General features: G+C 38.0%; 20 protein-coding genes. 11 read left to right on the top strand and 9 right to left on the bottom strand.

The genetic code is table 11. The features are described from left to right. Positions 1-47: 47 nt before the first annotated feature. Both GXZ72_04545 and GXZ72_04540 read right to left on the bottom strand, forming a co-directional pair. Positions 48-1,298, bottom strand: coding sequence for a 3-isopropylmalate dehydratase large subunit (locus GXZ72_04545; protein ID HHT18807.1), 1,251 nt, complete (start codon positions 1,296-1,298; stop codon positions 48-50). Between the two features lie 76 nt (positions 1,299-1,374). After that, positions 1,375-1,803: a MarR family transcriptional regulator gene (locus GXZ72_04540; GenBank protein HHT18806.1), complete on the bottom strand. Its 429-nt coding sequence runs from the start codon at positions 1,801-1,803 to the stop codon at positions 1,375-1,377. Between the two features lie 262 nt (positions 1,804-2,065). Between GXZ72_04540 and GXZ72_04535 the strand changes: the two genes are divergently transcribed. Both GXZ72_04535 and radA read left to right on the top strand, forming a co-directional pair. After that, positions 2,066-4,438, top strand: coding sequence for a replication protein A (locus GXZ72_04535; protein ID HHT18805.1), 2,373 nt, complete (start codon positions 2,066-2,068; stop codon positions 4,436-4,438). 94 nt (positions 4,439-4,532) lie between these two features. Beyond that, on the top strand, positions 4,533-5,468 hold the full coding sequence (gene radA, locus GXZ72_04530; GenBank protein ID HHT18804.1) for a DNA repair and recombination protein RadA: 936 nt from the start codon (positions 4,533-4,535) through the stop codon (positions 5,466-5,468). Between the two features lie 55 nt (positions 5,469-5,523). Here radA and GXZ72_04525 read toward each other — a convergent pair whose 3' ends face one another. Together GXZ72_04525 and GXZ72_04520 are read right to left on the bottom strand one after the other, a co-directional pair. After that, complete coding sequence (locus tag GXZ72_04525; GenBank protein ID HHT18803.1) at positions 5,524-6,930, bottom strand: PAS domain S-box protein; 1,407 nt, start codon at positions 6,928-6,930, stop codon at positions 5,524-5,526. Next, positions 6,914-8,035, bottom strand: coding sequence for a hypothetical protein (locus tag GXZ72_04520; GenBank protein HHT18802.1), 1,122 nt, complete (start codon positions 8,033-8,035; stop codon positions 6,914-6,916). The genes GXZ72_04525 and GXZ72_04520 overlap by 17 nt, the downstream gene beginning before the upstream one ends. 345 nt (positions 8,036-8,380) lie before the next feature. On the opposite strand from GXZ72_04520, the gene GXZ72_04515 reads away from it, so the two are divergent. The 5 genes from GXZ72_04515 to GXZ72_04495 all read left to right on the top strand — a co-directional run bounded on the left by GXZ72_04515 (position 8,381) and on the right by GXZ72_04495 (position 13,985). Next, on the top strand, positions 8,381-10,357 hold the full coding sequence (locus GXZ72_04515) for a CoB--CoM heterodisulfide reductase iron-sulfur subunit A family protein (protein HHT18801.1): 1,977 nt from the start codon (positions 8,381-8,383) through the stop codon (positions 10,355-10,357). Positions 10,358-10,526: 169 nt separating this feature from the next. Continuing rightward, a complete protein-coding gene (locus tag GXZ72_04510) occupies positions 10,527-11,225 on the top strand; it encodes a DUF169 domain-containing protein (GenBank protein HHT18800.1) in 699 nt (232 codons plus the stop codon). Between the two features lie 130 nt (positions 11,226-11,355). Then, a complete protein-coding gene (locus GXZ72_04505; protein ID HHT18799.1) occupies positions 11,356-12,624 on the top strand; it encodes a serine hydroxymethyltransferase in 1,269 nt (422 codons plus the stop codon). A gap of 83 nt (positions 12,625-12,707) precedes the next feature. Continuing rightward, positions 12,708-13,406 carry a dihydromethanopterin reductase (acceptor) gene (locus GXZ72_04500; GenBank protein ID HHT18798.1) on the top strand — a complete coding sequence of 233 codons (699 nt, stop codon included), beginning with the start codon at positions 12,708-12,710 and terminating at the stop codon, positions 13,404-13,406. A gap of 177 nt (positions 13,407-13,583) precedes the next feature. Next, positions 13,584-13,985: a HEAT repeat domain-containing protein gene (locus tag GXZ72_04495; protein HHT18797.1), complete on the top strand. Its 402-nt coding sequence runs from the start codon at positions 13,584-13,586 to the stop codon at positions 13,983-13,985. 168 nt (positions 13,986-14,153) lie between these two features. On the opposite strand, the gene GXZ72_04490 is transcribed toward GXZ72_04495, so the two are convergent. Then, positions 14,154-14,435 carry a hypothetical protein gene (locus GXZ72_04490; GenBank protein ID HHT18796.1) on the bottom strand — a complete coding sequence of 94 codons (282 nt, stop codon included), beginning with the start codon at positions 14,433-14,435 and terminating at the stop codon, positions 14,154-14,156. Positions 14,436-14,515: 80 nt separating this feature from the next. Beyond that, a complete protein-coding gene (locus GXZ72_04485; GenBank protein ID HHT18795.1) occupies positions 14,516-14,887 on the bottom strand; it encodes a DUF192 domain-containing protein in 372 nt (123 codons plus the stop codon). Between the two features lie 58 nt (positions 14,888-14,945). On the opposite strand from GXZ72_04485, the gene GXZ72_04480 reads away from it, so the two are divergent. The 4 genes from GXZ72_04480 (at position 14,946) to GXZ72_04465 (ending at position 22,309) form a co-directional block, all read left to right on the top strand. Then, positions 14,946-16,151 carry a methionine adenosyltransferase gene (locus GXZ72_04480; GenBank protein ID HHT18794.1) on the top strand — a complete coding sequence of 402 codons (1,206 nt, stop codon included), beginning with the start codon at positions 14,946-14,948 and terminating at the stop codon, positions 16,149-16,151. 204 nt (positions 16,152-16,355) lie between these two features. After that, complete coding sequence (locus GXZ72_04475; GenBank protein HHT18793.1) at positions 16,356-19,496, top strand: isoleucine--tRNA ligase; 3,141 nt, start codon at positions 16,356-16,358, stop codon at positions 19,494-19,496. A gap of 76 nt (positions 19,497-19,572) precedes the next feature. Further along, entirely contained in the window at positions 19,573-21,744 is a 2,172-nt protein-coding gene (gene purL, locus GXZ72_04470; GenBank protein ID HHT18792.1) for a phosphoribosylformylglycinamidine synthase subunit PurL, read from the top strand. Between the two features lie 4 nt (positions 21,745-21,748). Next, positions 21,749-22,309 carry a phosphatidate cytidylyltransferase gene (locus GXZ72_04465; protein HHT18791.1) on the top strand — a complete coding sequence of 187 codons (561 nt, stop codon included), beginning with the start codon at positions 21,749-21,751 and terminating at the stop codon, positions 22,307-22,309. Between the two features lie 10 nt (positions 22,310-22,319). Here the strand turns inward: GXZ72_04465 and GXZ72_04460 are convergent, their stop codons facing one another. The 3 genes from GXZ72_04460 to GXZ72_04450 are packed head-to-tail and all read right to left on the bottom strand — an operon-like array spanning position 22,320 to position 25,197. Further along, positions 22,320-23,474 carry an ABC transporter permease gene (locus GXZ72_04460; GenBank protein ID HHT18790.1) on the bottom strand — a complete coding sequence of 385 codons (1,155 nt, stop codon included), beginning with the start codon at positions 23,472-23,474 and terminating at the stop codon, positions 22,320-22,322. Between the two features lie 48 nt (positions 23,475-23,522). Next, positions 23,523-24,176 carry an ABC transporter ATP-binding protein gene (locus tag GXZ72_04455; GenBank protein HHT18789.1) on the bottom strand — a complete coding sequence of 218 codons (654 nt, stop codon included), beginning with the start codon at positions 24,174-24,176 and terminating at the stop codon, positions 23,523-23,525. After that, positions 24,169-25,197, bottom strand: coding sequence for an ABC transporter permease (locus tag GXZ72_04450; GenBank protein HHT18788.1), 1,029 nt, complete (start codon positions 25,195-25,197; stop codon positions 24,169-24,171). The genes GXZ72_04455 and GXZ72_04450 overlap by 8 nt, the downstream gene beginning before the upstream one ends. Positions 25,198-25,260 lie beyond the last annotated feature (63 nt).

Genomic DNA, 25,260 nt, shown 5'->3' with positions numbered 1-25,260 from the left:
GCTTATGAGAGATCTAATGCTTCAATAAACAGAGCCATTAACAATTATTATCTGGGATCAGTTATAACTCCCTTTATGGCGGATGCAGCTGCTACAGCGGCAGAACTAAGATAAACTTCGGCTTCGGAACTTCCTTGCCTTCCTTTGAAATTTCGGTTAGATGTTGATAGGCTAACTTCACCTGGACCAAGGAATCCTACATGACCTCCTAAGCAAGGCCCACAACATGGATTACATACCAGAGCTCCAGCATCCACAAATATGTTCATAAGGCCTTTTTCAAGTGCTTGGCTGTATATTTCTCTGGAGGCAGGTATGACTAGCATGCGTACATTATCAGAGATTTGTTTTCCTTTAAGGATTTTTGCTGCCACTTTGAGATCATCAAAGCGACCATTAGTACAGGACCCTAGAAATATTTGATTAATTGGGGTTCCTTCCACTTCACCCACCGGTTTGACATTGTCTACATTGTGTGGACAAGCAATTTGAGGTTCCAGATCGTTTATATCTACGTTCATTGTGGTAAGTGACTTGGCATCTTCATCAGTTGTAAATGAATCATAAGGCTTGTTAACACGTCCTTTGAGGTAGCTAATAGTCTTTTCATCAACTTCTACAAGGCCTGTTTTTCCTCCCATCTCTATAGCCATGTTGCACAGAGCCATCCGATCTGAAACGGACATGTTACTAGTGGTTTCACCTCCAAATTCGCATGCCTGATAATTTGCACCGTCTGCCCCTATTTGTCCGATGATATTCAATACCACATCTTTTGAGTATACGTGTTTGCCGAGTTTTCCTTCAATTTCAAATTTTATAGTTTCAGGGACTTTAAACCAGAGTTTTCCTGTGGCAAATACCATTGCCATGTCTGTTGATCCGATTCCTGTGGCAAATGCTCCTAATGCCCCATGAGTGCAAGTATGAGAGTCCGAACCTACGACTACTTCTCCAGGAACTACATGTCCCTTTTCAGGAAGGACTTGGTGGCACACTCCCTCTCGAACATCGTAAAAGTTGGTTATTTTCTGATTTTTCACAAAATCCCGCATGAATATATGGTTTTTGGCTGCTTCTAGAGAGTCCGCTGGCACTTGATGATCAAAAAGAACCACGATTTTTTCTGGATCCCATACTTGGTCCACCCCAATTTTTTGGAAAGATTCAACAGATAATGGTCCAGTTAAATCATGAGTCATTGCAACATCAATTTTAGCCATTACAATATTTCCAGCTTCTGTTTCTTTTAATCCTGCTGCTCGTGCGAGTATTTTTTCCGCCATAGTCATTGACATTTTTTTATCCTCCATTTTGAGTGAAATGTATCTATTATTATCGAAATTGTTGTTAGAATCCATTTAGTAGTGAATATTAGTATAATTTGGATAATGTGATCTTTTTTACAATATTTACGAAATCTTGTACTTCTTCCCGGGTTAATATCTTTAAAATCTTCTTAATTGTGTCTTTATGTATCTGTTTATGCATATCCATTATGTAATTGCCTTTTTTAGTCAGTTGTAGGAAGTAAAACCGTTTGTCTTCACTCGATTGTATTTTACGTACAATCCCCATGTCAATTAATTGGTTTATGGCCACGGACACTGTTGATTTTTTGACATCCAAGGTTTTGGATAATTCAGAAACACTGATTCCCTCATTTTTATCGATTAACTCAATGTAATATAATTGTCTTAGAGTGTATTCTTTTAAATCTCCAGTTCTAAGTTGTGTTTGGAATTTCCTCATTAATTCGCTAAGTTTATCCATGGATTCTACCAGTTCAAGTTCCTGATTCATAAGTTACCACTCCAACAGATATATAGTTTTATCAAACTAACTATTATTAAAGGTTTGTCCAACAATAAGTAAATTCAATGATTACTTCTCACAAGCTCAGAAAAAAACCATTATATTACCAATAATAATGTAAGCACATCATGGATGATACCTACAACATAATGTAATAAAATTTATATATAATGTAATACTATTGGTATATTGAATATGATATACTTAATTAAATAGCAGATTGAAGAGAGATGTTTCGTGAGGGAATTAAATGAGGGAAATAAGTCAAGAAATAAAGGACGAATATGAGAAAATAAAGGATAAAATCTCATTTGAAGAATTTTTGGATAAAATGGAAGAATATAAAAAAGAAAACGCAGATGTAAGCTTTATCGATGATATTAGCATCGCCCACATGGTGGTCGGAGATTATATTACAGAAAAAATTGAAACTCTTGAAGAAACCAAGGAATTTTGGAAAATTAAAGATTTAGAAACAGGAAAACAACATTTGAATCTGATAGGAAGAGTAATGAACCTATCTAATGTAAAAAAATTTACCAGTAAAAAAGGAAGAGAAGGTAAATTAGCAAACCTAATCCTTGCCGATGATACTGGCCAAATACGGGTTGTTTTTTGGACGGAAAACATTAAACTCCTAGATAAATTTGAGGAAGGAGACATAATAAAAATCAATGATGTTGAAGTCAAACAAGGCTTCAGAGAAGACGAGGCCCATATGAATATACGTTCATCATTGGAAAAACAAGACCCACAAGATTTTTCTGATTTTCCAGCCTATGATGATAAAATAACACCCTTAAAAGATATTAAAGGCGATATGGAAGTTAATGTAGTTGCTCGCATTATCAGAATCCCCCGGATACGATCATTTGATCGGAATGGAAGAGATGGGAAAGTGGCATCTCTGGAACTGCAAGATGAAAGTGGCACCATGCAATTTACCTTGTGGAACAAAGACACTGCTCTAATAGATGATCTTGATCTCAAAGAAGGAAACGCCATCAAAATAATGGGTGCGCAAAGCAGAGTTCGTAACGGTGAAGTATCTTTAAGTCACTCTTGGATAGGGCGAATAGAAAAAGGAGACTTTGATGTCCCAGAATATCAAGAAAACATTCTTAAGCTTGGAGATGCTCATGAAATGAGAAATGTTACACTGCTGGGACTGGTAAGTAAAGTTTATGATACCATAACTTTTGAAAGAGATGATGGAAGCACTGGGAATGTAAAATCTCTAGAATTAGAAGATGATACTGGAGCAATACGAGTAACCCTTTGGAATGAAGACACCGAAACAGAAATTAAAAAAGGGGACATTATGAAAATAATCGGTGGTAACATTGAATTCGACGATTATTCAGGCACTAATTATAGAGTAAACACCAATTGGAATAGTAAAATCATCATTAACCCTACTTTAGACAATAAGCTTAAAGACATCTTGAGTGAAGTGGGAAAATACATAAAACCAATTAAAATCAGTGATTTGAACAATATTGAAGATGAAGGAGAAGAAGTCGATATTGTTGGGCGGGTTGTTAATCTTTATGAACCCAACGAATTCCAAAGAGATGATGGTACTGTTGGAATGGTAAGAACTGCCGAAATAGCAGATGAAACTGGGATGGTACGTGTTTCAATGTGGGATAACAAAGCAGAATACCCGTTGAAAGAAGGTGACACCATTAAAATTGAAAATGCTCGCACACGTCTAGGAGATTATCAAGTAGATCTTAGCGTAGGCAGAACTTCAAGAATTATGAAGCCTTCAAAAGAGGAAAGTGAAAAGTTACCTTCGCTAAAAGATGTTGAATCAATGATCTATCAGGAAAAAAAGATTAAAGACTTAGTTGAAGGAGATCGAGATGTTATTATTATTGGCCGTGTCTTGAGTTTGGCTGAACCTACACAATTCACCAAAAGTGATGGTAGTGCAGGTATTGTACGATCAATGGAAATAGCTGATGATTCCGGAATGGTAAGAGTTTCTCTCTGGGATGATCAAGCAAATAGTCCTTTAAAAGAAGGAGAAGCTGTTAAAATAGAAAATCCTCGTGTTAATTTAAGAAATGATAGAATTGAAATAAGTGTGGGTAGAACTACACTTATAACCAAAGCAAAAGAAGATGACCCCATTCCCACCTTGGAAGAGATTCAAGAAAAATTATACCCTACAAAGAAAATTGACCAAATCGATAGAAATGATCAGAATATAAAGGTGAATGGTGAGGTTGTTGATATTCGTGGAAATAAAATTCTCTTTGAAATGTGCCCTAATTGTAATAAAAGAGTTAATTGGGTAGAAGATGCGTACATGTGTGACATTTGTGGGGAAAAAATTGAAAAACCTAATATGTTGATGATCATCGGGCTCGTGTTGGAAGATGATACTGGAACAATTAGTATGACTTTCTTCCGTAAATCAGCAGAGGAAATATTGGGAATGACCACACTAGAAGCTGAAGAAATCATAGCCACGACAGGCGATGAAGGATCTCTAGAAGAAAAAGTGGGTGATCTAGTAGGTAGACAAATCACAGCGATTGCTGACGCTAATTTTGATGAGTATAATGAGGAAGTACGTTTAAACGCTAAAAAACTGATAAACATCCAACTTTAATCAATCGATTCAATGAAGCTAAAAAATGACAACAAAATTATAAATACCTGATAAGATTGTTAATGAGAAAAAAAGTAAAAAATGGAGATTAATTATGGTGGAACTCGAAGATTTGCCAAATGTAGGTGAAAAAACAGCTCAAAAGTTAAGAGATGCTGGTTTTGCAGATATGATGAGGTTAGCCACATCTACTGCCAAGGAACTTAGTGTTAAAGTAGAAATTGGTGAGGGAGTAGCTGAAAAAGTAATAGAAGCTGCTCGGAAGGCAGAACAAATTGATTTTGAAACAGCCCTTGATGTAATGGAACGCAGAAAAGATGTAGGGCGTATAAAAACAGGGAGTGATGGTTTAGATGAGTTAATTGGTGGAGGAATAGAAACTCAGGCAATTACTGAAGTATTTGGAGAGTTTGGATCTGGAAAAAGCCAAATATCCCATGAAATAGCAGTAACAGTACAATTGCCTCCTGAAAAAGGAGGACTCGACGGACAATGCGTGTTCATAGATACTGAAAACACTTTCAGACCTGAAAGAGTGAAACAAATTGCTGAAGGGTTTGATCTTGATGTGGATGAAGTTTTAAGCAAAATTCATATTGCTAGAGCATTTAACTCAGCCCATCAGATATTAATGGCAGACAAAGTTAACGAACTCATACAAAAAGATGTTAACATTCGTTTAGTAATTGTAGATTCCTTAACATCACACTTCAGAGCAGAATATGTTGGAAGAGAATCCTTGGCTACCCGACAACAGAAATTAAACCAGCATCTTCACACTTTACAGAACATTGCAAATACATATAATGTGGCAGTTTTTGTGACAAATCAAGTGCAAGCACGCCCAGACGCATTCTTCGGAAGTCCGACCAAAGCTATTGGAGGTCACGTACTGGGGCACGCAGCTACATATAGAATATGGCTGAAAAAAGGACTTGCAGGTAAACGTATAGCCCGACTAGTAGACAGCCCACATCTTCCAGAGGGAGAAGCTGTGTTCAAAATAGCAACTGAGGGTATTATTGATTAACACTTTTCGAAACCCTCATGATTAATTTTTTTCCATTTTTAATAGTATTATAACTCTAATTCCCTGAATATTCCCTGAATTTGATAGTGAATTCAGTTCCATTTTTTACATTCAGCTCTACTTTGCCATTAATTTGACTTGTTAAATTGTTCACTAACTGCAAACCTAATGAATCTGTTTCTCGGAAATCGATGTTCTTCGGGAATCCAACACCATTATCACTCACAATTAGTATGAATTCATCATCCTTTTTATTAAATTCTATTTTTATTTCTCCAGACTTGCCTTCGGGGAATGCATATTTAATGGAATTAGTTACAAGTTCATTTAAAATTAATCCTAGGGGCACTGTGGTGTTTATGTCCACCATTAGATTTTCGACATTGAGTTTTAATTTGATACGACGAGGATCAGTTACATAAGTATGAAAAAGTTGCGTTGACAAAGTGGAGATGTAATCCCCAAAATCTATCCGTTTAAGATCGGTAGAACCGTAAAGTCTTTCATGAATTAGGGCCATGGAATCGGCACGGTTCTGACTCTCACGAAAAACATCCAAGGCAGCTTTATCTTTAATATGTCTGGATTGTAGATTTAATAAACTAGAAATAACCATCAGATTGTTCTTAACTCGATGATGAATCTCTTTCAAGAGCATTTCTTTTTCGTTTAAAGATTTTTTGAGTTTATTTTCAGCATCTTTCCTTGCAGTAATATCAATAATAGAGGCCAATGATTTATTAGTGCCAATTATCCTAGTAACAGTTACAAAAACATTTTTTTTATTTTTATTTCTATCTATTAGACAAAATTCATAATTTAATGGAGCTTGTTCTGTATCTTTGCGACGTAGAGAATGATATCTCTCCATCTTCTCTAAGTCAGTGCCTTCCACAAACTCAGTCCATTTCATCTTATTCTCTATTTCCTCTTTGGAATAGCCTGATAAGTTTTCAAATCCACTGTTTGCCAAGGAAATTGTTTTATCCTCTTCTATGATCATGGTAGCTGTTCCAGTGTGTTCAAAAATAGATCTATACCTAGATTCAGACTCAATTAATGCTTTTTCAGCTTCTTCACGCTTTTTAATGTTCATAGCATTGAACAAAGCATTTTCCAAGCTTTTGGCAAACATTGTGTACAGTCTTCGTTCTCGGTAATTCATATCTTTACTTTGTTCCATGAATAGCTGCAAATCTCCCAGATTCTGAAAAGAATATTTAAATTGATTGGATTTTGCCTCTTGAATTTTTTTAGAAATTTTTTTAGAATCTCTGAACCCCCAGGAAGTCACTACATCGCCATTGGCATGTACTAAAAAAAATCGAACCCCAAAAAGGCGTATAGCCTTTTGCGTAGCTTCATTTAAAATATCTTGCTCTGATTGAAGGAATTGGATAGAAGAAATTTCATAAAGAGCGGATAATTCTGCAACAACCAGTTTATCACTTTTTAGAAGCAAATTTACACCCCAAAATCACGGTTGTCTTGTTATGTAAAAGTGGAACATCAATGTAACTGCCAACCTCGCCAAATGTTAGGGCCCCTAATAATGGAACATCTTGTCCAGTAGATTCTATGATTCTTTTCAATTCCTTATGGAACTCATCCCCCATTAAAAGATAACGACCAATACAGTCAAAAATAATTACAAAATCAGTTTTTGAAGTTTTTGCAATTTTTGCCGCTATTTTTCCAGTATTTTCAATCAAATCGTTGATTTCGCACTCCATAACATTTCCTACAGCATTTTGTGGAATTTCAGTTACTAAATCCATGCTTTTATCTGGATTCAAGGAAAATGGTTCTCTGATCAAGTAATTTCCTGATATGTCTGGAAATCCGAAAGGATATTTCATACGGATAAATTCAAATTTATCTGCGGACATCTCATCGATTTGCTCACAGTATGCATCAAATGCAGGAATTCCATTAATTTCAAGAATTTTTTTCCCAATAGAACGAGTAATAATCATGGGATCAATTTTGGGTTGCCAGCCATGCCCGATTCCGGTTTTGATATCAATTCCTTCGACTAAAGCAGTTGCCAGCCCTCCTTTCTCCACTCCTTCCTCAGTAAATTGATATGTATCAAATGCAGAACCCCCGCCCACATATTTAAAATCAGGCCCCATATAATTGTAAAGTCCTTGCACTAAATCAGGAATATTCGCTGCAGCACCATCTGGAAAAACAAAAACAATTCCGCCATCAATTCCTGCAGAAAGCAATTCTTTTCCTGCATTTTCCCCAGCAAGACGAGCATTGTCCCCAATTTTTTGAAGAGATGTTTTAACTCTAATTTTTTCTCCGCTTAAAGTGAATGCTGCAATTCCATGAGTAATAAGCCCTTCAAGAGTTATAATTCCTCCTGAACAGAAACCAAGAATTTTAGAATCACCTACTAATTTTTTAACAGTTTGAAAAACTACATTATGATCATAGAACTCAGTAGTGAATAAAAAAGTCAATGAAGGTTCTCCTGAATCTTTCGTAGCTTTTTCAACAGCTTCTATAGTGGCTTGAGCTGAATCCAAAGTTGTACTGTAACCTGAACCGAATTTCATAATTATCAGTATTATATTTAATGATTTTGTTCATTATAAAACTAACTAATGATACAATGCATTTGGAACTTATTAAAAGAGATATGCAAACTAATATTTTCATGACATATGCATTTTTCATTTTAAATAAGAGATAATAAGTGAATTTCTAAAATACCTTATTTAATCATTTTAAAAAATTGTTAACGAATAAATTAATCTCTGATCAAATTTTCCTTAAGAAATTTACTCATCCTATATAAAGCTTGTTTAAAATATTTAATAGAAAACTTTATTTATAGAATTGATGACACCCTACATCATAAGATTAGATAACTATCACAATGTAGAAAAATTGGTGATCTAATGGCAGATGAAAATAAGCAAGAAGAAACTGAAGAACCAAAAATCGGGGTCTACGTATGTCACTGTGGTATTAACATAGGTGGTGTCGTTGATATTGATGAAGTAAAAGACTACGCAGCAACCCTGCCCAACGTAGAAGTATCAGAAGAGTACAAATACTTCTGTTCCGACCCTGGGCAAGACATGATCCAAAAAGATGTTAAAGAAGGTAAAGTTAACCGAGTAGTGGTGGCAGCATGTTCACCCAGACTTCACGAACCAACCTTCCGAAGGTGTATTCGAGAAGCTGGGCTAAACCAATTCCTCTTTGAATTTGCAAACATCCGAGAACACGATTCTTGGGTTCATATGGCCGAACCAGAAGCAGCAACTGAAAAAGCCAAAGACTTAGTCCGAATGGCTGTTGCCAAAGCCCGATTACTCGAACCATTGGAAGCTGAAAAAGTATCTGTGGATGATAAAGCCTTAGTTATAGGTGGAGGAGTAGCAGGTATTCAATCCGCACTTGATTTAGCTGATATGGGATTCAAAACATACTTAGTTGAAAAACAACCCACCATTGGTGGAAGGATGGCGCAGCTGGACAAAACTTTCCCTACACTTGACTGTTCCATGTGTATTCTAGCTCCTAAGACTGTGGATACTGCAAAACACGATAATATTGAGCTCATCTCCTTTGCAGAAGTAAAGGAAGTTAATGGTTACATAGGTAACTTCCAAGTTGTTATTGAGAAAAAACCACGTTACGTGCTTGAAGATGTCTGTACCGGTTGTGGAAGTTGTTCAGAAGTTTGTCCAATAGAAATGCCCAATTACTTTGATGAAGGTATGGGTATGGTCAAAGCAATTTACATCCCATTCCCACAAGCAGTTCCCCTGGTAGCTACTATTGACAAAGATTACTGTATTGACTGTAAACTTTGTGACCAAGCTTGTGGTAACGGAGCAATTGACCATGATCAGGAAGCTGAAACCATTGAAATCGATGTAGGTACCATAATCGTTGCCACTGGTTACGACCCATATGACCCTACTGAGAAAAAAGAATGGTCCTATGCAGACGCTCAAAACGTCATCACCGGTATAGAACTGGAAAGATTAATCAACGCATCTGGGCCAACCATGGGTAAAGTATTAAAACCATCTGATGGTGAAAAACCAAAAAGTGTGGCATTCATCCAGTGCGTGGGTAGCCGTGACGAACAGATCAACAAACCATACTGTTCCCGTGTATGCTGTATGTACGCCATGAAAAACGCACAACTCATAAAAGACAAAATGCCTGACACCGATGTAGCCATATACTACATGGACATAAGAGCATTTGGTAAAGGATTCGAAGAATTCTATCGACGAAGTCAGGAAAAATATGGAATTAAATTCATCCGCGGAAGACCAGCTAACATACTGGTTAACCCAGACGAAACCCTATCCATCCGTTCAGAAGACAGCTTACTTGGAAAAATCACTGAATATGACTACGACATGGTAGTTCTATCAGTTGGTCTAGAACCTCCAGAAGGATCTGAGGAGCTCAGACAAACTATGGGCTTATCCAAATCGGCTGATGGATTCCTGATGGAAGCCCACCCAAAATTAAGGCCTGTTGATACGTTAACTGATGGTATTTATCTTGCAGGAGTTTCTCAGGGACCTAAAGATATTCCTGACGCTGTAGCTCAAGCTTCTGGTGCTGCTGCCCGTGCTGCAATACCAATGGTTAAAGGCGAAGTGGAAATCGAACCCATCATTGCTTGTGTTGACAGTGATGTATGTGGTGGATGTGAAGTGTGTTTAGAGTTATGTCCATTCGGTGCCGTTGAAAGGAAGGACGAAAAAGCCTTCATTAATGTTGCACTATGTAAAGGATGTGGAACTTGCGTAGCTGCCTGCCCATCTGGCGCTATGGATCAACAACACTTCCGAACTGGCCAGATCTTCGCTCAGATCGAAGCAGCCTTAAATCCAGGTAAATAAGGGTTCATCCCCTTACCACCTTTTTCTTTTATTAGCAATTCAATTTGCATTTTTTTTTGTTTTTTAATGAATTTGAAAATTTAGCACACGACAAAATATATTTTGAAATTATTAAATAGAATTATAAAGGGAATTATTATTTTTAAACTCAAAGGAAAAGTGATGATCAATGGATTATCAAAAACTGGGAGAAAAACTAAAAACTGTTTTGAAGCTAAAAAGAGAACCAGTAGCCATTAAATGGGTGTCCAGAGAGCCGCGAAATATCCCTAAAGCGAGTGAAAAGTCTAGATTCTGCACAAAATTGGATAAAGCAATGAATGGAGAGATTTTCTATGCTACCGCAGAGGAAGAAGAGTGTATGGGAGGCCTTAGATATACTGGATTAAAAGATCCCCATAAATTTCCTAAAAACATGCGAAGTGGCTCATTCCTAGTTCCAAGAGGCGTTTATAAAAGCATACCAGCAGTACAAAGATCTTGGAAAAGTAATTTGGCTGTTGAACCAGATATTTTTACTGCATTAATATTTGCACCACTTTCCAGTGCTGATTTTGAACCTGACGTGATTTTCATTGTTGGTAATTCCAGACAAGGAATGGAACTGTTACATGCCAATGCATATGACTCCGGATCACATGGATTAGGAGCTGACTCCGGGCCTATCTGTAGTTCAATGGCAGCTATGCCCTACCTAACTGGCAAAGTCACCTATGGTTTTGGTGATATTGGTTCAAGGAACAATATGAATCTTAAAGATGACGAGATTATGATCAGCATACCTGCAACTGATCTGGAAAGAATCACCCTTAATCTGGAAGAAATGAAAACAAAAACTGCATTTAGACAAAAAGAGTCCGAAATTTAGAATTTCATTATAATTCTTTTTTTAAATATTAGATCGACGGATTGGAAAGTATTTATATATTCAATTTAATATTTCCCTATACCAACCCGCATTATTATTAATGAAGTGCTGCTTTGCTGGGAGGAAAATAATGCCAAATAATCTAAAATACGCTCAAAAAATTAAGAACCTCACTAAAAATCATCATGAATGGATGCGAAACAGTATAAACCTTATAGCTAGTGAAAATTTAACCAGTGTCAGTGTCAGGGAAGCTTTAGCCACTGACTTATCCCATCGCTATGCGGAAGGGCTAGCCTATCACCGACTGTATGAAGGATGCCAGTACATTGATGAAATCGAAAACATCACTATTAATCTTTCCAAAAAAATGTATAAAGCAGAACACGCTAATGTGCAACCTATTTCAGGAGTGGTTGCCAACATGGCATCATTTTTTGCATTAAGCCAGTACGGAGATGGCATGATGGCTCTAGATGTTCCGGTAGGTGGGCATATAAGCCACGCCCATGTAAGTGCTGCAGGAATCAGAGGCTTGAATGTGTCGGCACATCCTTTTGATTCAGACATAATGAATATAGACGCGGATGCTATGAAAAAGAATATTCTTGAGAATAAACCTAAAATCGTTCTTTTAGGAGGTAGTTTATTTTTATTCCCACATCCAGTTGAAGAAGCTAGTGAAGCTGCCGCTGAAGTAGGAGCCAAAGTGATGTATGATGGAGCACATGTTTTAGGGCTAATTGCGGGAGGTAAGTTCCAAGACCCCCTCAAAGAAGGGGCTGATTTAATGGTGGGAAGTACCCATAAAACATTCCCCGGACCACAAGGAGGGATAATTCTCTGTAAAGATGAATTAAAACATGATATTGATGATGCTGTTTTCCCTGGCGTGGTTAGCAACCATCACCTACACCACCTTGCTGCACTGGGAATTGCCACCGCAGAAATGTTAGAATTTGGTGCTGATTACGCAAAACAGATCCTTGTCAATTCCCAAGAATTAGCACAAAATCTACATGAACTTGGTTTCAATGTATTGTGTGAAGATCTTGGATTCACTGAATCCCATCAAGTGGTTATGGATGTTTCCAACATTGGAAAAGCATCTGAGATGGCCAAAAATTTAGAAACAAACAACATCATATTAAACAAGAATCTTCTACCGTGGGATGATGTTAATCGCTCAGATGATCCATCAGGCATCAGAGTAGGAACGCAAGAATTAACCAGAAGAGGTTTAAAAGAACAACACATGGCAGAAGTAGCTGAGTTTATAAAAAAGGTAACAGTAGATGGTAAACAAGTGAAAAATGAAGTATCTGAATTCATATGTTCTTTTAATACCGTCCACTATGCTTTTCGTGACGACAAAGCTTATGACTACATTGATTTCTAATCATTGGAAACCTATTATGGAAGGAATTTGACCGTCATAATCTTAATGTAAAAATATTTCTAAACCTAAAAGAATGGGTTATTATGAAAATCGCTTGGGCATTCACTGGAGCAGGACATATGCTCCTAGAGAGTGTTGAAACTCTGGAAAAAATAGCTTCAGTAGAAGAAAATCAGATAAGTGTCCTGCTTTCTGGTGCGGGAGAAGAAGTTTTGAAGATGTATGGTCTTTTTGACAGAGTTACAAGTCTTACTGGAGGATATTATCAGGAATTAGTTCTAGAAAAGGACCAAATGTGGAGTTACCCCATGTCTGGCCGTTTCTCCCTAGGGAGATATGATTTACTGATAGTATCTCCCGCCACTTCCAACACCATTGCCAAACTAGTACATGGAATAGCTGATAACTTAGTTACCAATGCTGTTGCTCAAGCAGGGAAAGGGAAAGTTAGAACATTTTTAGTACCAGTGGATCTTGAATCAGGAGATTTAGATACAGTTCTCCCTTCAAAACTTGAATTAGAGCTATGTCAGAACTGTGACATTTGTGAGGCAGCTGTGGCTTGCCCACCAGATGCTATAACTCCTGCTGTTGAGATTGATCTCCTTAAATGTCAGGGGTGCGCCGCTTGTCAAGCAGCTTGTCCCTTTGGAGCTGTCAGTGGAGGTAGCATAGTCACCATCCACATGCGGAAAATTGATATTGAAAACACCGCAAAATTGCAAGAACTGGAAGGAGTGGAAGTGTTTCAACATCCTTCAAAAATTTTAAAAAACATATAAGAAAAATTTTTAATTCTATTTTTATTTTTTCACTCTTAACCAAACCATGAATAATTTTGCAATGGAGATTATCCATCTTTTTCTTGAAAATAATTAAAAGATAAACAACATAAAAAAAGTATGTTGTTTAAAAGAATCTAAATTGGATGAAAAAATAAAAAATTGGGAGGGGTCTAATTGGCTGATGAACATAAAAGAATTGATTTCCTGTTAGAAAGACTAAAAAGTGATGATTGGAGTGTTCGAGAGGATGCTGCTGAACTTTTAGGAGAAGTTGGAGAACCTAACGCTGTTGAACCGCTGATCGAAGCCCTTCAAGATGAAGATTGGCATGTTAGGGAGGCTGCAGCACTTTCTCTGGCAATTTTTGAGGATGAACGGAGCGTTATGCCGCTTGTAAAACTAATGAGTGATGAAAAATGCAGTGTGAGGTATGGTTCTGCCATTAGTCTTGCCATGGTAGGTGATGAGCGTGCAATTGGAGCGTTGGAGAAAGCAACTAATGATGAAAATCCAGTGGTCAGGAAAGTAGCCAAAATTGCCATTAAAGAAGTTAAAAATCGTTTGAAAAGAAATTAATTATCAATACGATTGGCTTGGAAGAACTAGAAAAAATCTTTGTCATGTAGAAAAATTGAATAAAAAAAACACAAATATTTCAGCTGATATTTTTCCCAAAAATGTGATTTAAAATAAATTGTAGATTAAAAAATCGTGTTTTTTGAATTAAAAATCATTATTTTAACTTTATTCCAGCAACTCCAATAGATATGCAGTCATTTCTATCTCTTCCCGTGCTTGGTAATCTTCAAATCGGTTTTGAGAATCTGAAGTGCCAAAGGGGTAGTACTCCTTATCAAAATAGACATTCAAAAATATCTCATTTCCCTTCACCATAACTGGATCCTCCAAGCGATGAATAAGTTTACTAAAATCATCATTTCCAAGGCCAGTAATATGATAAGTGATAAAATAACGTTTTAAACCGTCTGAAAATCCATAATCAATGATTTTTACTTGTAAACTCATAATTATGCTCTCCCATAGGATAAAACTATTCCTTTATGATTTTTTTTGCCAATGATTATAAAAATAATAATTTTCCACAATTATAATGATTCACAAGAGAAATCAAGTTCATCACCTATTTCAGTGTTAGATTCTGCTAATTTTCCTTTTTCCAGTTCTATAATATATTTAGCTGGTGCAATTGGCGTGTAAGTTGCCCAAGGGTCAAGAGTAACCTTATCAACCACTTTTTTTTCAGAATCTGTGAAAATAATATCCAAAGGAATGCGCATAAAGAACATGTGTATACCTGAAGCCCTCCTACTCCTTTGTGAAGGTAATTTTAATATAAGTCCCCTTTTAAGGCTTTTTACCATCATTAATCCCTTGAAACGAGAGAAAAAACTGTCAGCTACATCAGCATTTCCCAAGTTGCTGCCCTTAGTTTTATTTACTATAAACACATAACTCATTAAGATATGTTTTAACCTACTCATTATAATAGGTTTTTATAAGGCAGAGGGATCTTGTATGAGAAATATTATTGTTGAAGAACTTATTCAGAAGCCCATTGAAGAGCAAGAAATAGAAATTGTGGAAAGGAAGGGTATTGGACATCCTGACAGTATCAGTGACGGAATAGCAGAATCAGTTAGCCGTGAGCTGTGCAACGCTTATATTGATTATTTTGGGGGTGTCCTCCACCACAACACTGATGAAGTGCAAATAACCGCTGGAGAATCATCTCCCGTATTCGGAGGAGGTGAAATAATAACACCCATGGATATCCTCCTCACTGGTCGCGGTGTTCCTGAATATGAAGGTAAAAAAATAGGCATTGACAGAATAGCTATAAGTGCGGCAAAAAAATATCTTAACGATTCTTTGATAAATCTGGATGTGGAAACTTGCACTGTGGTAGAATGTAAGATAGGCCATGGATCGGGAGACTTGGTTAATGTTTTTGGAAGAGAAGGAATACCTGCTTCTAATGACACTTCCTTTGGAGTTGGTTTTGCCCCATTTTCTGAGACAGAAAGCATGGTTCTGGCCATTGAAGAACTTTTAAACTCCAAAAAATTCAAGAAAAAATATCCACAAGTGGGTGAGGATATTAAAGTAATGGGTCTTAGGGACCATGATAAAATCACCCTTACTGTTGCAGTTGCCATGATATCGAAGCACGTTGATTGTGTAGAAACTTATATGGACATCAAAAAAGAGCTTAATGATATTATAACTAAGTTGGCCATGGAATACACCAACCGCGAAGTAAGCACCTACATTAACACTGGAGACAACACTGGAAGTAAAACCGAGGAGGGTTATTACCTCACTGTAACCGGTACTTCGGCAGAAATGGGTGATGACGGATCTGTAGGTCGGGGAAACCGGGCAAACGGACTTATAACTCCCAATAGGCCCATGTCAATGGAAGCAACCTCTGGAAAAAACCCCATCAACCATGTTGGGAAAATATATAACCTTTTATCAAATAAAATAGCTGATGACATTGTGAAAGAAGTTGAAGGAGTTAACCAAGTACATATGATGATTTTAAGCCAGATAGGCTCCCCTATTGACAAGCCCAGAGCGGCAAGTGCTCAACTGATTCTTGAAAAAGGTTATGAGATGAACAAAGTAAAAAATGAAGTTCAGGGAGTAATGGACTCTTGGTTGGCTGATATCAACAAAATAACAGAAATGTTGATTCAGGGTAAACTAAGAACCTTTTAAACCATTTATTTTTCTTTAAATATTTTTTTTAATATTATTTCGCTATTCTGTTGGCAATTTATACTGTTAATTTAAAAATCTTTTCACCATCACCCCCCTTCACCTCATCAGATCAATGATATAAAAGGATATAAAAGGCCGCAAACTAAATTTGTTATATGTTGATCATCAAGTTAATAATCATACTATCCAAGGAGAATAGAGATGGCAATAAAGGAAGCCCCACGATCATACCAGTCCCTGGTCATTGAGGAAAAAATACAGAAATTCTGGGATCAAAACCAGATATACCAGCATACCAAAGAGTTAAGGCAAGACCAGCCTAAATTTTCTTTTTTAGATGGGCCACCGTATTGCAGCGGACGGATCCATTTGGGAACTGCATGGAACAAAATCATCAAGGACAGTTTCCTGCGTTTCAAATCAATGTCAGGTTTCAATGTCCGTAGACAAGCCGGATGGGACACCCATGGACTGCCTATTGAGCATAAAGTAGAGGGAATTCTAGGTTTAAAGAGTAAAAAGGAAATCGAAACCAAGGTAGGTATTGAAAATTTCGTTAATAAATGTAAAAAGTTTGCTCTTGAAAACCAAGCCCTCATGACCAAACAATTTGAAATGTTGGGTGTTTGGATGGATTGGGATAATCCATATATAACTCTCGACAATAAGTACATGGAAAGTTGTTGGTGGACGCTTAAACGTGCTCATGAAAAGAAACTCCTTGTTAACGACCAGCGAGTTATTACATGGTGCCCCCGATGTGAAACTGCCTTGGCACTAGCTGAAATCGACTATGAAAATAAGGAAGACCCATCCATATATGTTAAATTCCCTTTAAAAGGTAAAAAAAAGGAATTCATCTTAGTGTGGACCACTACCCCCTGGACACTGCCTGCCAATTTAGCGGTTTGTGTGCATCCTGATTTTGATTATGTATATGTGAAATCTGAAGCAAGTGAAGAAGTCTATCTTCTGGCCGAAGCATTAGTGGAATCCACATTCCCTGATCAGGAATACCAAATTTTAAAAAGGGTTAAAGGCAGCGACCTGGAAGGAATAGAATACGAACACCCCCTTCCTGGAGAAATACCCTTCCATAAGAATTTTGAACATAGGATTTTATCCGGTAAACACGTTACTCTTACCGAAGGAACAGGATGTGTTCACACTGCACCCGGACACGGGCCTGATGACTTTGAAATAGGTAAAAAATATGGACTGCCCATTTTCTGTCCTGTAGACGAGGCAGGAATATTCACAAGTGAAGCAGGAAAATATGAGGGAAAGTTCGTTAAAGACGCTGATGATAATATAATGGCTGATCTGGAAGTCCATCAACTTTTATATAAGAAAACTACTATTGATCACCGATATGGGTTCTGTTGGAGGTGTAAAACCCCTATAATATATTTGGCCACTAAACAGTGGTTTTTGAAGATCACTTCCATAAAAAACCAGATGCTAAGCGAACTAGACAATGTTGAATGGATTCCGTCTTGGGCTGGTGAAAGCAGATTCAGGAACTGGATCGAAAATGCGCGGGATTGGACCATCTCTAGACAACGCTACTGGGGAATACCCATACCTATCTGGCTTTGTGAAGATTGTGAAAAAATAGAAGTAGTTGGATCCATCCAAGAACTACGCGAAAAAATTGTGGAAGGCACGTTAGAGGGTGATTTCATTCATCGCCCCCATGTTGATGAAATAAAGTTGGGTTGCTCATGCGGAGGTAAAATGCAGCGTACACCCGATGTTTTAGATGTGTGGATCGATTCTGGAGTGGCTGGATGGGCTGCTTTATATTATCCTCAGGAAAAGGAAATGTTCGAGGAGTGGTATCCTTACCAGTTTATCACTGAAGGACATGACCAGACTAGGGGATGGTTTTACTCCCAGATGGGATGTGGAGTGATTGCCCTGGATAGTGTGCCTTATCAAAGAGTTTTGATGCATGGTTTCACCCTAGATGAAGAGGGTAAGAAGATGAGCAAATCTTTGGGCAACGTGGTAGAGCCTGATGAAGTTATTGAAAAATATGGAGCCGATATTCTACGTTTCTACTTACTGTGGGGGAATAAACCATGGGATGACCTGAAATTTAACTGGGAAGAAGTTGGAACGGTGAATAAGATGTTTAACATTCTTTGGAATGTTTATGTCTTCAGCACAACCTACATGTCACTCGATGAATTTAACCCCACCCTTTACAACCCTGATGATCTTAAATTCCGTGATGAGGACCGATGGATCACGTCACGAATAAATTCAGTAGCTCTTGAAGTTACTAATGCACTTGATTCCCTGCATCTTCATAAAGCCACCCGCAGTCTCAACCACTTCATACTTGAGGATCTGAGTCGTTGGTATGTGCGCCTAATTAGAGGGCGAACATGGGTGGAAAAAGAAGATCCGGATAAATTAGGTGCATATTTCACACTTTACCATGTTCTTAAGAAATTGATTACTATTTTAGCACCCATAGCACCATATATAACTGAAGAAATCTATCAAAACATGGTTCTTGGTGTGGAAGAAGATGCCCCTGAAAGTGTGCATATGCTGGACTGGGAAGTTGATGAAGAAGCTATAGATCAGGATCTGGAAGATAATATGGTTATTTTACGGGATATTATAGAAGCATGTGCTCATGCCAGGGATATAGCCCGTTACAAGTTGCGATGGCCTGTGCGTGAAATTATTATTGTTTCCGATGACCCCCGAGTAATGAAATCTACATCAGAACTTCAGGATATTTTGTTAGAACAAGCTAATGCCAAAAAATACACTTCATCAGCCGAATTCAAAGACTTAAAAATCATTGCTGCCCCTAATATGAAGACATTGGGGCCTAAATTACGCAGTGATGTTCCAAAAGTCGCTTCATACTTGTCATCCACTAATGGTGCAGATGTAATTGCTGAACTTGAGTCAAATGGCGAATATTTGGTGGAACTTGATGATATTACAATTGTTTTGGAAGAGGGAGATGTATTGTTTGAAACTGAACTTCCAGATAATGTGGTGAGTGCTGAGTTTAGTGGAGGAAGTGTGTTTGTTGACACCGAACTTACTCCAGATATACTCTCTGAAGCCATGTCCCGGGAACTAATTAGAAGGATTCAGGACATGCGAAAAGATTTGGACTTGGACGTCGAGGCTAATATTGATGTTTATGTGGACTGCAGTCCAGAATTTAGAAAAATGGTAGAACCACACCTTAATTTTGTCTCTCATGAGGTTAGAGCCCATAACTTATTGTTTGACTCAGTGGATGGAGATTACAGTAAAAAATGGAATATTGAAAAACATGAGTTATCTATCGGTATATTAAAGTCATGATGTATCGGTTTGTAATTAGGAAAATTGAAAGACTATTATTATTTAATTAATAATCCTGCAAAAAAAGGTGAAAAAAATGACTTTATCTGACACAGAAATGGAATTCATCGAAGAAGAGTTAGGTAGGAAACCTAATCCCCTGGAATATGGTATGCTGGACATAATGTTCTCTGAACATTGTTCTTACAAAAGTAGCAGACCTATCCTGAAATTATTCCCCACTGAGGGCAAAAAAGTCATAATAGGCCCTGGAGATGATGCAGGTATCGTGGAACTAACTGATGATCTGGCCTTGGTGATGGGGATGGAAAGTCACAACCACCCCTCGGCAATAGAACCCTATGGAGGTGCTGGGACAGGAATTGGAGGTATTATTAGGGATATAATATCCATGGGAGCTAGGCCTGTTGCTTTGTTAGATTCCCTCCGTTTCGGCCCCATGGAAGATCAAAGGTCACGTTACATTTTTGAATATGTGGTTAAAGGGATCTCAGACTATGGAAACAGGGTTGGAATACCAACTGTTGGTGGAGAAGTTGAATTTGACGATAATTTTAAATTTAACCCGCTGGTAAACGTGGTTTGTGCAGGGATTGTTCATAAAGATGAAATTGTTCAAGGCATAGCCCCCAATGTTGGTGATGTCTTCGTTTTAATGGGTGGTCGCACTGGAAGGGATGGAATACATGGTGTTACTTTTGCTTCTGAAGAACTCACCTCTGAATCAGAACTGGAAAGCAGACCTGCAGTGCAAGTGGCTGATCCCTTTACTAAAAAACAAGTAATGGAAGCCACTTTTGAGGCTTTGGAAAAGGTTAACGTGCAAGGATTGAAGGATTTAGGTGGAGGAGGGCTCACTTGTTGTATTTCAGAAATGGCTGATAAAGGGGGGAATGGTGCCCTAATGGAGTTGACCAATGTACCATTAAGGGAGAAGGGAATGACCCCTTATGAAATTATGTTATCTGAATCACAGGAAAGGATGGTTTTTGTGGTTCATCGTCAAGATGTAGATAGCTTGGTGCAAATATTTGACAAGCATGAGTTAACTTATTCAGTGATTGGCCAAGTAACCAACACCGGACGCATGGTGGTAACCCAAGAAGGAGAAGTTTTAGCAGATTTACCCACCGAATTACTGGCAAATCCACCCATAATACAACGTGACGCCAAAAAACCTGTTAAAAAAGAAAAATATGTGGAAATAGAAGATGGAGCTGTTGATAAATCCTTATTGAAATTAATTTCCAGCCCAAATATTGCCAGTAAGAGATGGGTTTACAGGCAGTACGACCACGAAGTGCAGATTCGAACAGTCATAAAACCCGGAGATGATGCTGCAGTCTTACGAGTAGATGATGATATAGCCTTCACCCTAACCAGTGATTGTAACAGCATCCATTGTTATCTGGACCCCTACCATGGTGGAGCTGGAGCTGTGGCTGAAGCAATACGCAATGTTGTATCCATGGGCTCAGAACCACTCTGCATGGTGGACTGCCTTAATTTTGGTAATCCTGAAAAACCAGAAGTATTCTGGCAATTTTCCGAATGCGTTAAAGGTATGGCAGATGTTGCCAAAAAGTTCCAATTACCCGTAACCAGTGGAAACGTGAGTTTCTACAATGAAACCGAAGGAATAACCGTGAACCCATCCCCAGCGGTGGGTGTGGCGGGAATCATGGACTTGGACAATATCCGGACTATGGATTTCAAGAATGATAACGATAAGATCATCCTTATTGGAAACACTCATCGAGAAATGGATGGATCCGAATACCATAAAGCCATTCACGGATTGGTACAGGGAAATGCTCCCAAAGTAAATATTGAAGAGGAGTATGCATCTGCCCAAGCTGTTCTTGACATTATTCAGGGTGACGAAAATGAATCAGTTACCGCGGTACATGATCTTTCTGCAGGAGGATTAGGTGTTGGTTTGGCAGAAATGGCAATTAAAGGAGATATTGGCGCCACTGTAGATCTATTGAATGTTCCTGGAGCTGAAGGCCTTTCAGCGTCTGAAATACTCTTTTCTGAAACCCATGCCCGTTACCTTATAACAGTGACACCAGAAAAATCAGAAGAAATTTTAGGTAATTTGAAAGAAAAAAATGTTCCAGCAGCAATTATAGGATTTGTTGGCGGTGATTCTCTCAAAATATCCTACGCTGAAAATGATATTAAAATTAGTGTGTCAGAGCTTGCTAATTCTTATCAGGGAGTAATAGAAAAATTCATGGCCTGATCATATGCAAAAAGAACTTTGGAGACAACTGATACATGCATCAGGAGTCTTCATCGTTGTATTAAGTTATTTCTTACCCCCAAATCTCCTGATTATCCTCTGCATAGCCATCTTAGCCTTTGTGGAGATGGTTTTCCGATTGGACCACTACTACAATATACCCATTTTTTCAACTATTCTAAGGGTTACAAAACGCAAACATGACGAAAGAGGATTTGTATACTTTTTCATCGGCATCATCATCACCCTCTACTTTTTCCAGTTCAACATGGCCATTGCTAATGCTGCCATACTAATACTCCTATTAGGAGATTCAGCATCAACTCTCATTGGTAAAAGGTTTGGTAAAATTAAACTTCCCTTTCAGTCCCATAAAACATTGGAAGGGAGTTTAACCTTCTTGATAGTAGGATTCATAGTTTCCCTCACACAATTACCTGTTATTCCCGCATTTGTTGGTGCAATGGCTGGAACTTTGACTGAAGCTTACATTCCAGTTGATGATAACGTGCCCATACCTCTTGTATCCGCATTTGTAATGAGTTTGGCAATATACCTTCTATGAAATAAAAATTTTATAATCTTATAGCCCTTTCATGTTTAAACGATCTTACTGTTCCCAAAAAAATTAAAAAAGAGATTATGAGGGTTGGTAAGATGTAAAGCATGATTTCTGGTTTAATGGTGGGAGTTGATGCCAGTTTCACCATTAAAACCGTTGGAATAAAGTTGAAAATTCCCTGGAAAACGCCTGATTTAACGAAAAGTGGTACAAACAAGATAAAGGTTGCAAATACAAGTACCAATGTTATGGCAGAGTTGGCCTCTTTGGTGCTGTCCACCAACATGGATATTAAGATCCCAATACCTATAAAGCCCAAGCCCATGAAGAATAAAACTAAAGCTAGAAGTACAGGATTGTAAATGGGAACCTTTAGAAGATTGAGAAATCCCATCCATGTAAGGCTTTGTATAAGTGAAAATAACAATATAGGAAATGTTTTACCAATTATAACCATATAACTGGATAATGGAGTCATTAATAAGACTTCGAAGGTTTTTCTCTCTTTTTCGCCAACAACACTGTCAGTGACAATGTTACTGGCTAGGAAAAAGGGTAATAGCAAAATGAATGGTATTATAAAACCATAAATTAATTCCACAAAGTATGCATTGTCCAGTATTAGTGGAACTTCTTTATCCTGGTTGATTTTAATTATCTGGAATTTCACTGGGTTTTGAATGACTTTTACTTGGCTTTCGTTTAACCCTACTTTTTTTAATGCTGTTTCAGTGTTATAATTGTTCACTGCATTGTTGATCTTGCTAGATGTTACTGGATAAAAAACATTTGAATTATCCACTTGTACCACAACTTTTCCCGAATCAGAAAGATCAACTATTGCCACTAATTCAGCCCCTAAGAACGGTTTGGCATCCTCAGTGGTTTTATAATATTTCAGGGTTATTTTCTCATCTTCCAAGTATTTTGCCAAAGAAGATCCCTTTAAATCTGTAGGCAAACCTATGGTTAGGGCTGAAGTTATTCCCGACTCATCCATTAGTGCAGGATCACTGGCCACTGCTGCTGCCACCACCAGACCCACAGCACCCAAGATTATGAAAATCTGAACAAAAACAACCAAGAGGTATATCTTGTTTTGAAGGATGTCTCGGGATTCTTTCCTAGCCAAGGCAATTATTTTTTTGATGTTCGTTGGGACGTTCATATTCTTGTAAATTTATTTTTATTTATTTGGATTCAATTATATGATAATTTACTCCCGTATCTCCCCATCCTGCATTTGAACAGTTATTTGGGCGTATTCTGCCGCCATTGGGTCGTGGGTTACTATAATTATAGTCATGCCTTCCTTGTTAAGTTCGGTTAATAGTTCCATGATCATCCTACTGTTTTTGGTGTCCAGTTCACCAGTGGGTTCGTCAGCCAAGATCAAAATTGGGTTGTTAGCCAATGATCTGGCTATGGCCACTCTTTGTTGCTCCCCACCGGATAATTGTGAAGGTAAACGATGGTATTTTCCCTCCAAACCCATCCGATCTAATATTTCCTTAGCCCTTTCTTTATCCGGTTTAATCATTGGCAGCATAACATTTTCCAAGGCAGTTAACTGCGAAAGCAGATTAAAGCGTTGGAATACGAATCCTATCTGGGATCTCCTTAAATAAGCTTGTTCTTTGCTGGAGAGTTCGCTGACTTTTTTCCCACCTATGGAAACATCCCCCTTGGTTGGCAAGTCAAGTGTGCCCGCTAGGTGAAGGAGGGTAGACTTACCTGAACCAGAAGGCCCCATGACTGCCACGAAACTACCTTCACCTATTTTAAGGTTTACTCCCTGAAGGGCATTTATTTCCTCAGCACCCATCTTATAAGTTTTCCATGCCCCTTTAATGTCCAGTATATCAGTCATAACGTAACGCCTCCACAACATTAAACCTAGAAGCCCTCCAAGCAGGGTAAAATCCGGCCAGAATACTGAGAACTGTGGCTCCGCCCACCACCGCCAAAACCAGCCAAGGTGGAAGCATGTGAATTAAGCTAACCTCTTCCATTCCCAGCAGTGGGCCGAAGAAAATGATGCCCAACTGTAAGAGGATTGCCGCCATAACTAAACCAACCAATGCACCGATAAAACCTAAAAGGCCGGCTTCCATAAGAATGCTTCCCAGAATTTCACGGTTAGTAAAGCCAATTGCTTTTAAAACACCAATTTCTCTGGTTCTCTCGGTTACATTTACTAACATTATATTTACAATACTGATAACGCCCACCAAGAGCCCTATGCTGGCAATAGCCCCAATAAAGAGCATTATACCATTCATCATGTTATCGATCTGTTTGGTGAAGTCAGATTGAGTCATGGCCATTGTTCCAGGAACTTGACTTTCCACATCTTTTTTAGCAGATTCAGGGTCTCCCTTGGCACTGGCAGTGAGGCTAGTTACCTTATAATCGTTAAGAGGTATGGCTTTTTCAACATCTAAATATACAATTCCCATCCCCATTCCTGCACTCTGTTGGGTTATTCCAGTGACAGTGAATTTTTTTCCTTTAATGGTGATTTCGTCACCTATTTTGTAACCAAACTTGTCAACCAATGACTGGTCAATAACCAAGCCAGCGGTACCATTAAATTTGACTTGATCCCATTTATTTATTCCAAAAACAAATAGGGGAATTCTGTTCATTTCGGTGGTAAATTGAGTTTCTTCCTTAATATCGTAAAGTTGTGACATGTTTTTGATTTGGGATACTGTTTTATTGTTCAGATACGAATCTCCGCTGGAACCCATGAATGCTCCTCCAGAACTGTTGTATATAGAAATATCCCCCATCATAGTTTCCGTCTGCTCCTTCATGTAGGATTGCATCCCTGTGCCAGCCCCTATGAGAAGTACAAGAGTAGCTACTCCAATTATTATGCCCAGCATTGTCAGTGCACTTCGGAGCTTTCTTCTTTTTAAGTTTTTGAATGATAGTTTGTAAATGCTCAT

This window comes from Methanobacterium sp., assembly GCA_012838205.1.
GTDB lineage: Archaea > Methanobacteriota > Methanobacteria > Methanobacteriales > Methanobacteriaceae > Methanobacterium.
The sequence above is the reverse complement of the archived record's forward strand: the minus strand, read 5'-3'. Positions and strand labels throughout refer to the sequence as shown.

What these genes read in the sequence shown, in the direction of transcription:
- GXZ72_04545 (HHT18807.1), bottom strand. Translation starts at nt 1,298, where the DNA reads ATGTCAATGACTATGGCGGAAAAAATACTCGCACGAGCAGCAGGATTA.
- GXZ72_04540 (HHT18806.1), bottom strand. Translation starts at nt 1,803, where the DNA reads ATGAATCAGGAACTTGAACTGGTAGAATCCATGGATAAACTTAGCGAA.
- GXZ72_04535 (HHT18805.1), top strand. Translation starts at nt 2,066, where the DNA reads ATGAGGGAAATAAGTCAAGAAATAAAGGACGAATATGAGAAAATAAAG.
- radA (HHT18804.1), top strand. Translation starts at nt 4,533, where the DNA reads ATGGTGGAACTCGAAGATTTGCCAAATGTAGGTGAAAAAACAGCTCAA.
- GXZ72_04520 (HHT18802.1), bottom strand. Translation starts at nt 8,035, where the DNA reads ATGAAATTCGGTTCAGGTTACAGTACAACTTTGGATTCAGCTCAAGCC.
- GXZ72_04515 (HHT18801.1), top strand. Translation starts at nt 8,381, where the DNA reads ATGGCAGATGAAAATAAGCAAGAAGAAACTGAAGAACCAAAAATCGGG.
- GXZ72_04510 (HHT18800.1), top strand. Translation starts at nt 10,527, where the DNA reads ATGGATTATCAAAAACTGGGAGAAAAACTAAAAACTGTTTTGAAGCTA.
- GXZ72_04505 (HHT18799.1), top strand. Translation starts at nt 11,356, where the DNA reads ATGCCAAATAATCTAAAATACGCTCAAAAAATTAAGAACCTCACTAAA.
- GXZ72_04500 (HHT18798.1), top strand. Translation starts at nt 12,708, where the DNA reads ATGAAAATCGCTTGGGCATTCACTGGAGCAGGACATATGCTCCTAGAG.
- GXZ72_04490 (HHT18796.1), bottom strand. Translation starts at nt 14,435, where the DNA reads ATGAGTTTACAAGTAAAAATCATTGATTATGGATTTTCAGACGGTTTA.
- GXZ72_04485 (HHT18795.1), bottom strand. Translation starts at nt 14,887, where the DNA reads ATGAGTTATGTGTTTATAGTAAATAAAACTAAGGGCAGCAACTTGGGA.
- GXZ72_04480 (HHT18794.1), top strand. Translation starts at nt 14,946, where the DNA reads ATGAGAAATATTATTGTTGAAGAACTTATTCAGAAGCCCATTGAAGAG.
- GXZ72_04475 (HHT18793.1), top strand. Translation starts at nt 16,356, where the DNA reads ATGGCAATAAAGGAAGCCCCACGATCATACCAGTCCCTGGTCATTGAG.
- purL (HHT18792.1), top strand. Translation starts at nt 19,573, where the DNA reads ATGACTTTATCTGACACAGAAATGGAATTCATCGAAGAAGAGTTAGGT.
- GXZ72_04465 (HHT18791.1), top strand. Translation starts at nt 21,749, where the DNA reads ATGCAAAAAGAACTTTGGAGACAACTGATACATGCATCAGGAGTCTTC.
- GXZ72_04460 (HHT18790.1), bottom strand. Translation starts at nt 23,474, where the DNA reads ATGAACGTCCCAACGAACATCAAAAAAATAATTGCCTTGGCTAGGAAA.
- GXZ72_04455 (HHT18789.1), bottom strand. Translation starts at nt 24,176, where the DNA reads ATGACTGATATACTGGACATTAAAGGGGCATGGAAAACTTATAAGATG.
- GXZ72_04450 (HHT18788.1), bottom strand. Translation starts at nt 25,197, where the DNA reads ATGCTGGGCATAATAATTGGAGTAGCTACTCTTGTACTTCTCATAGGG.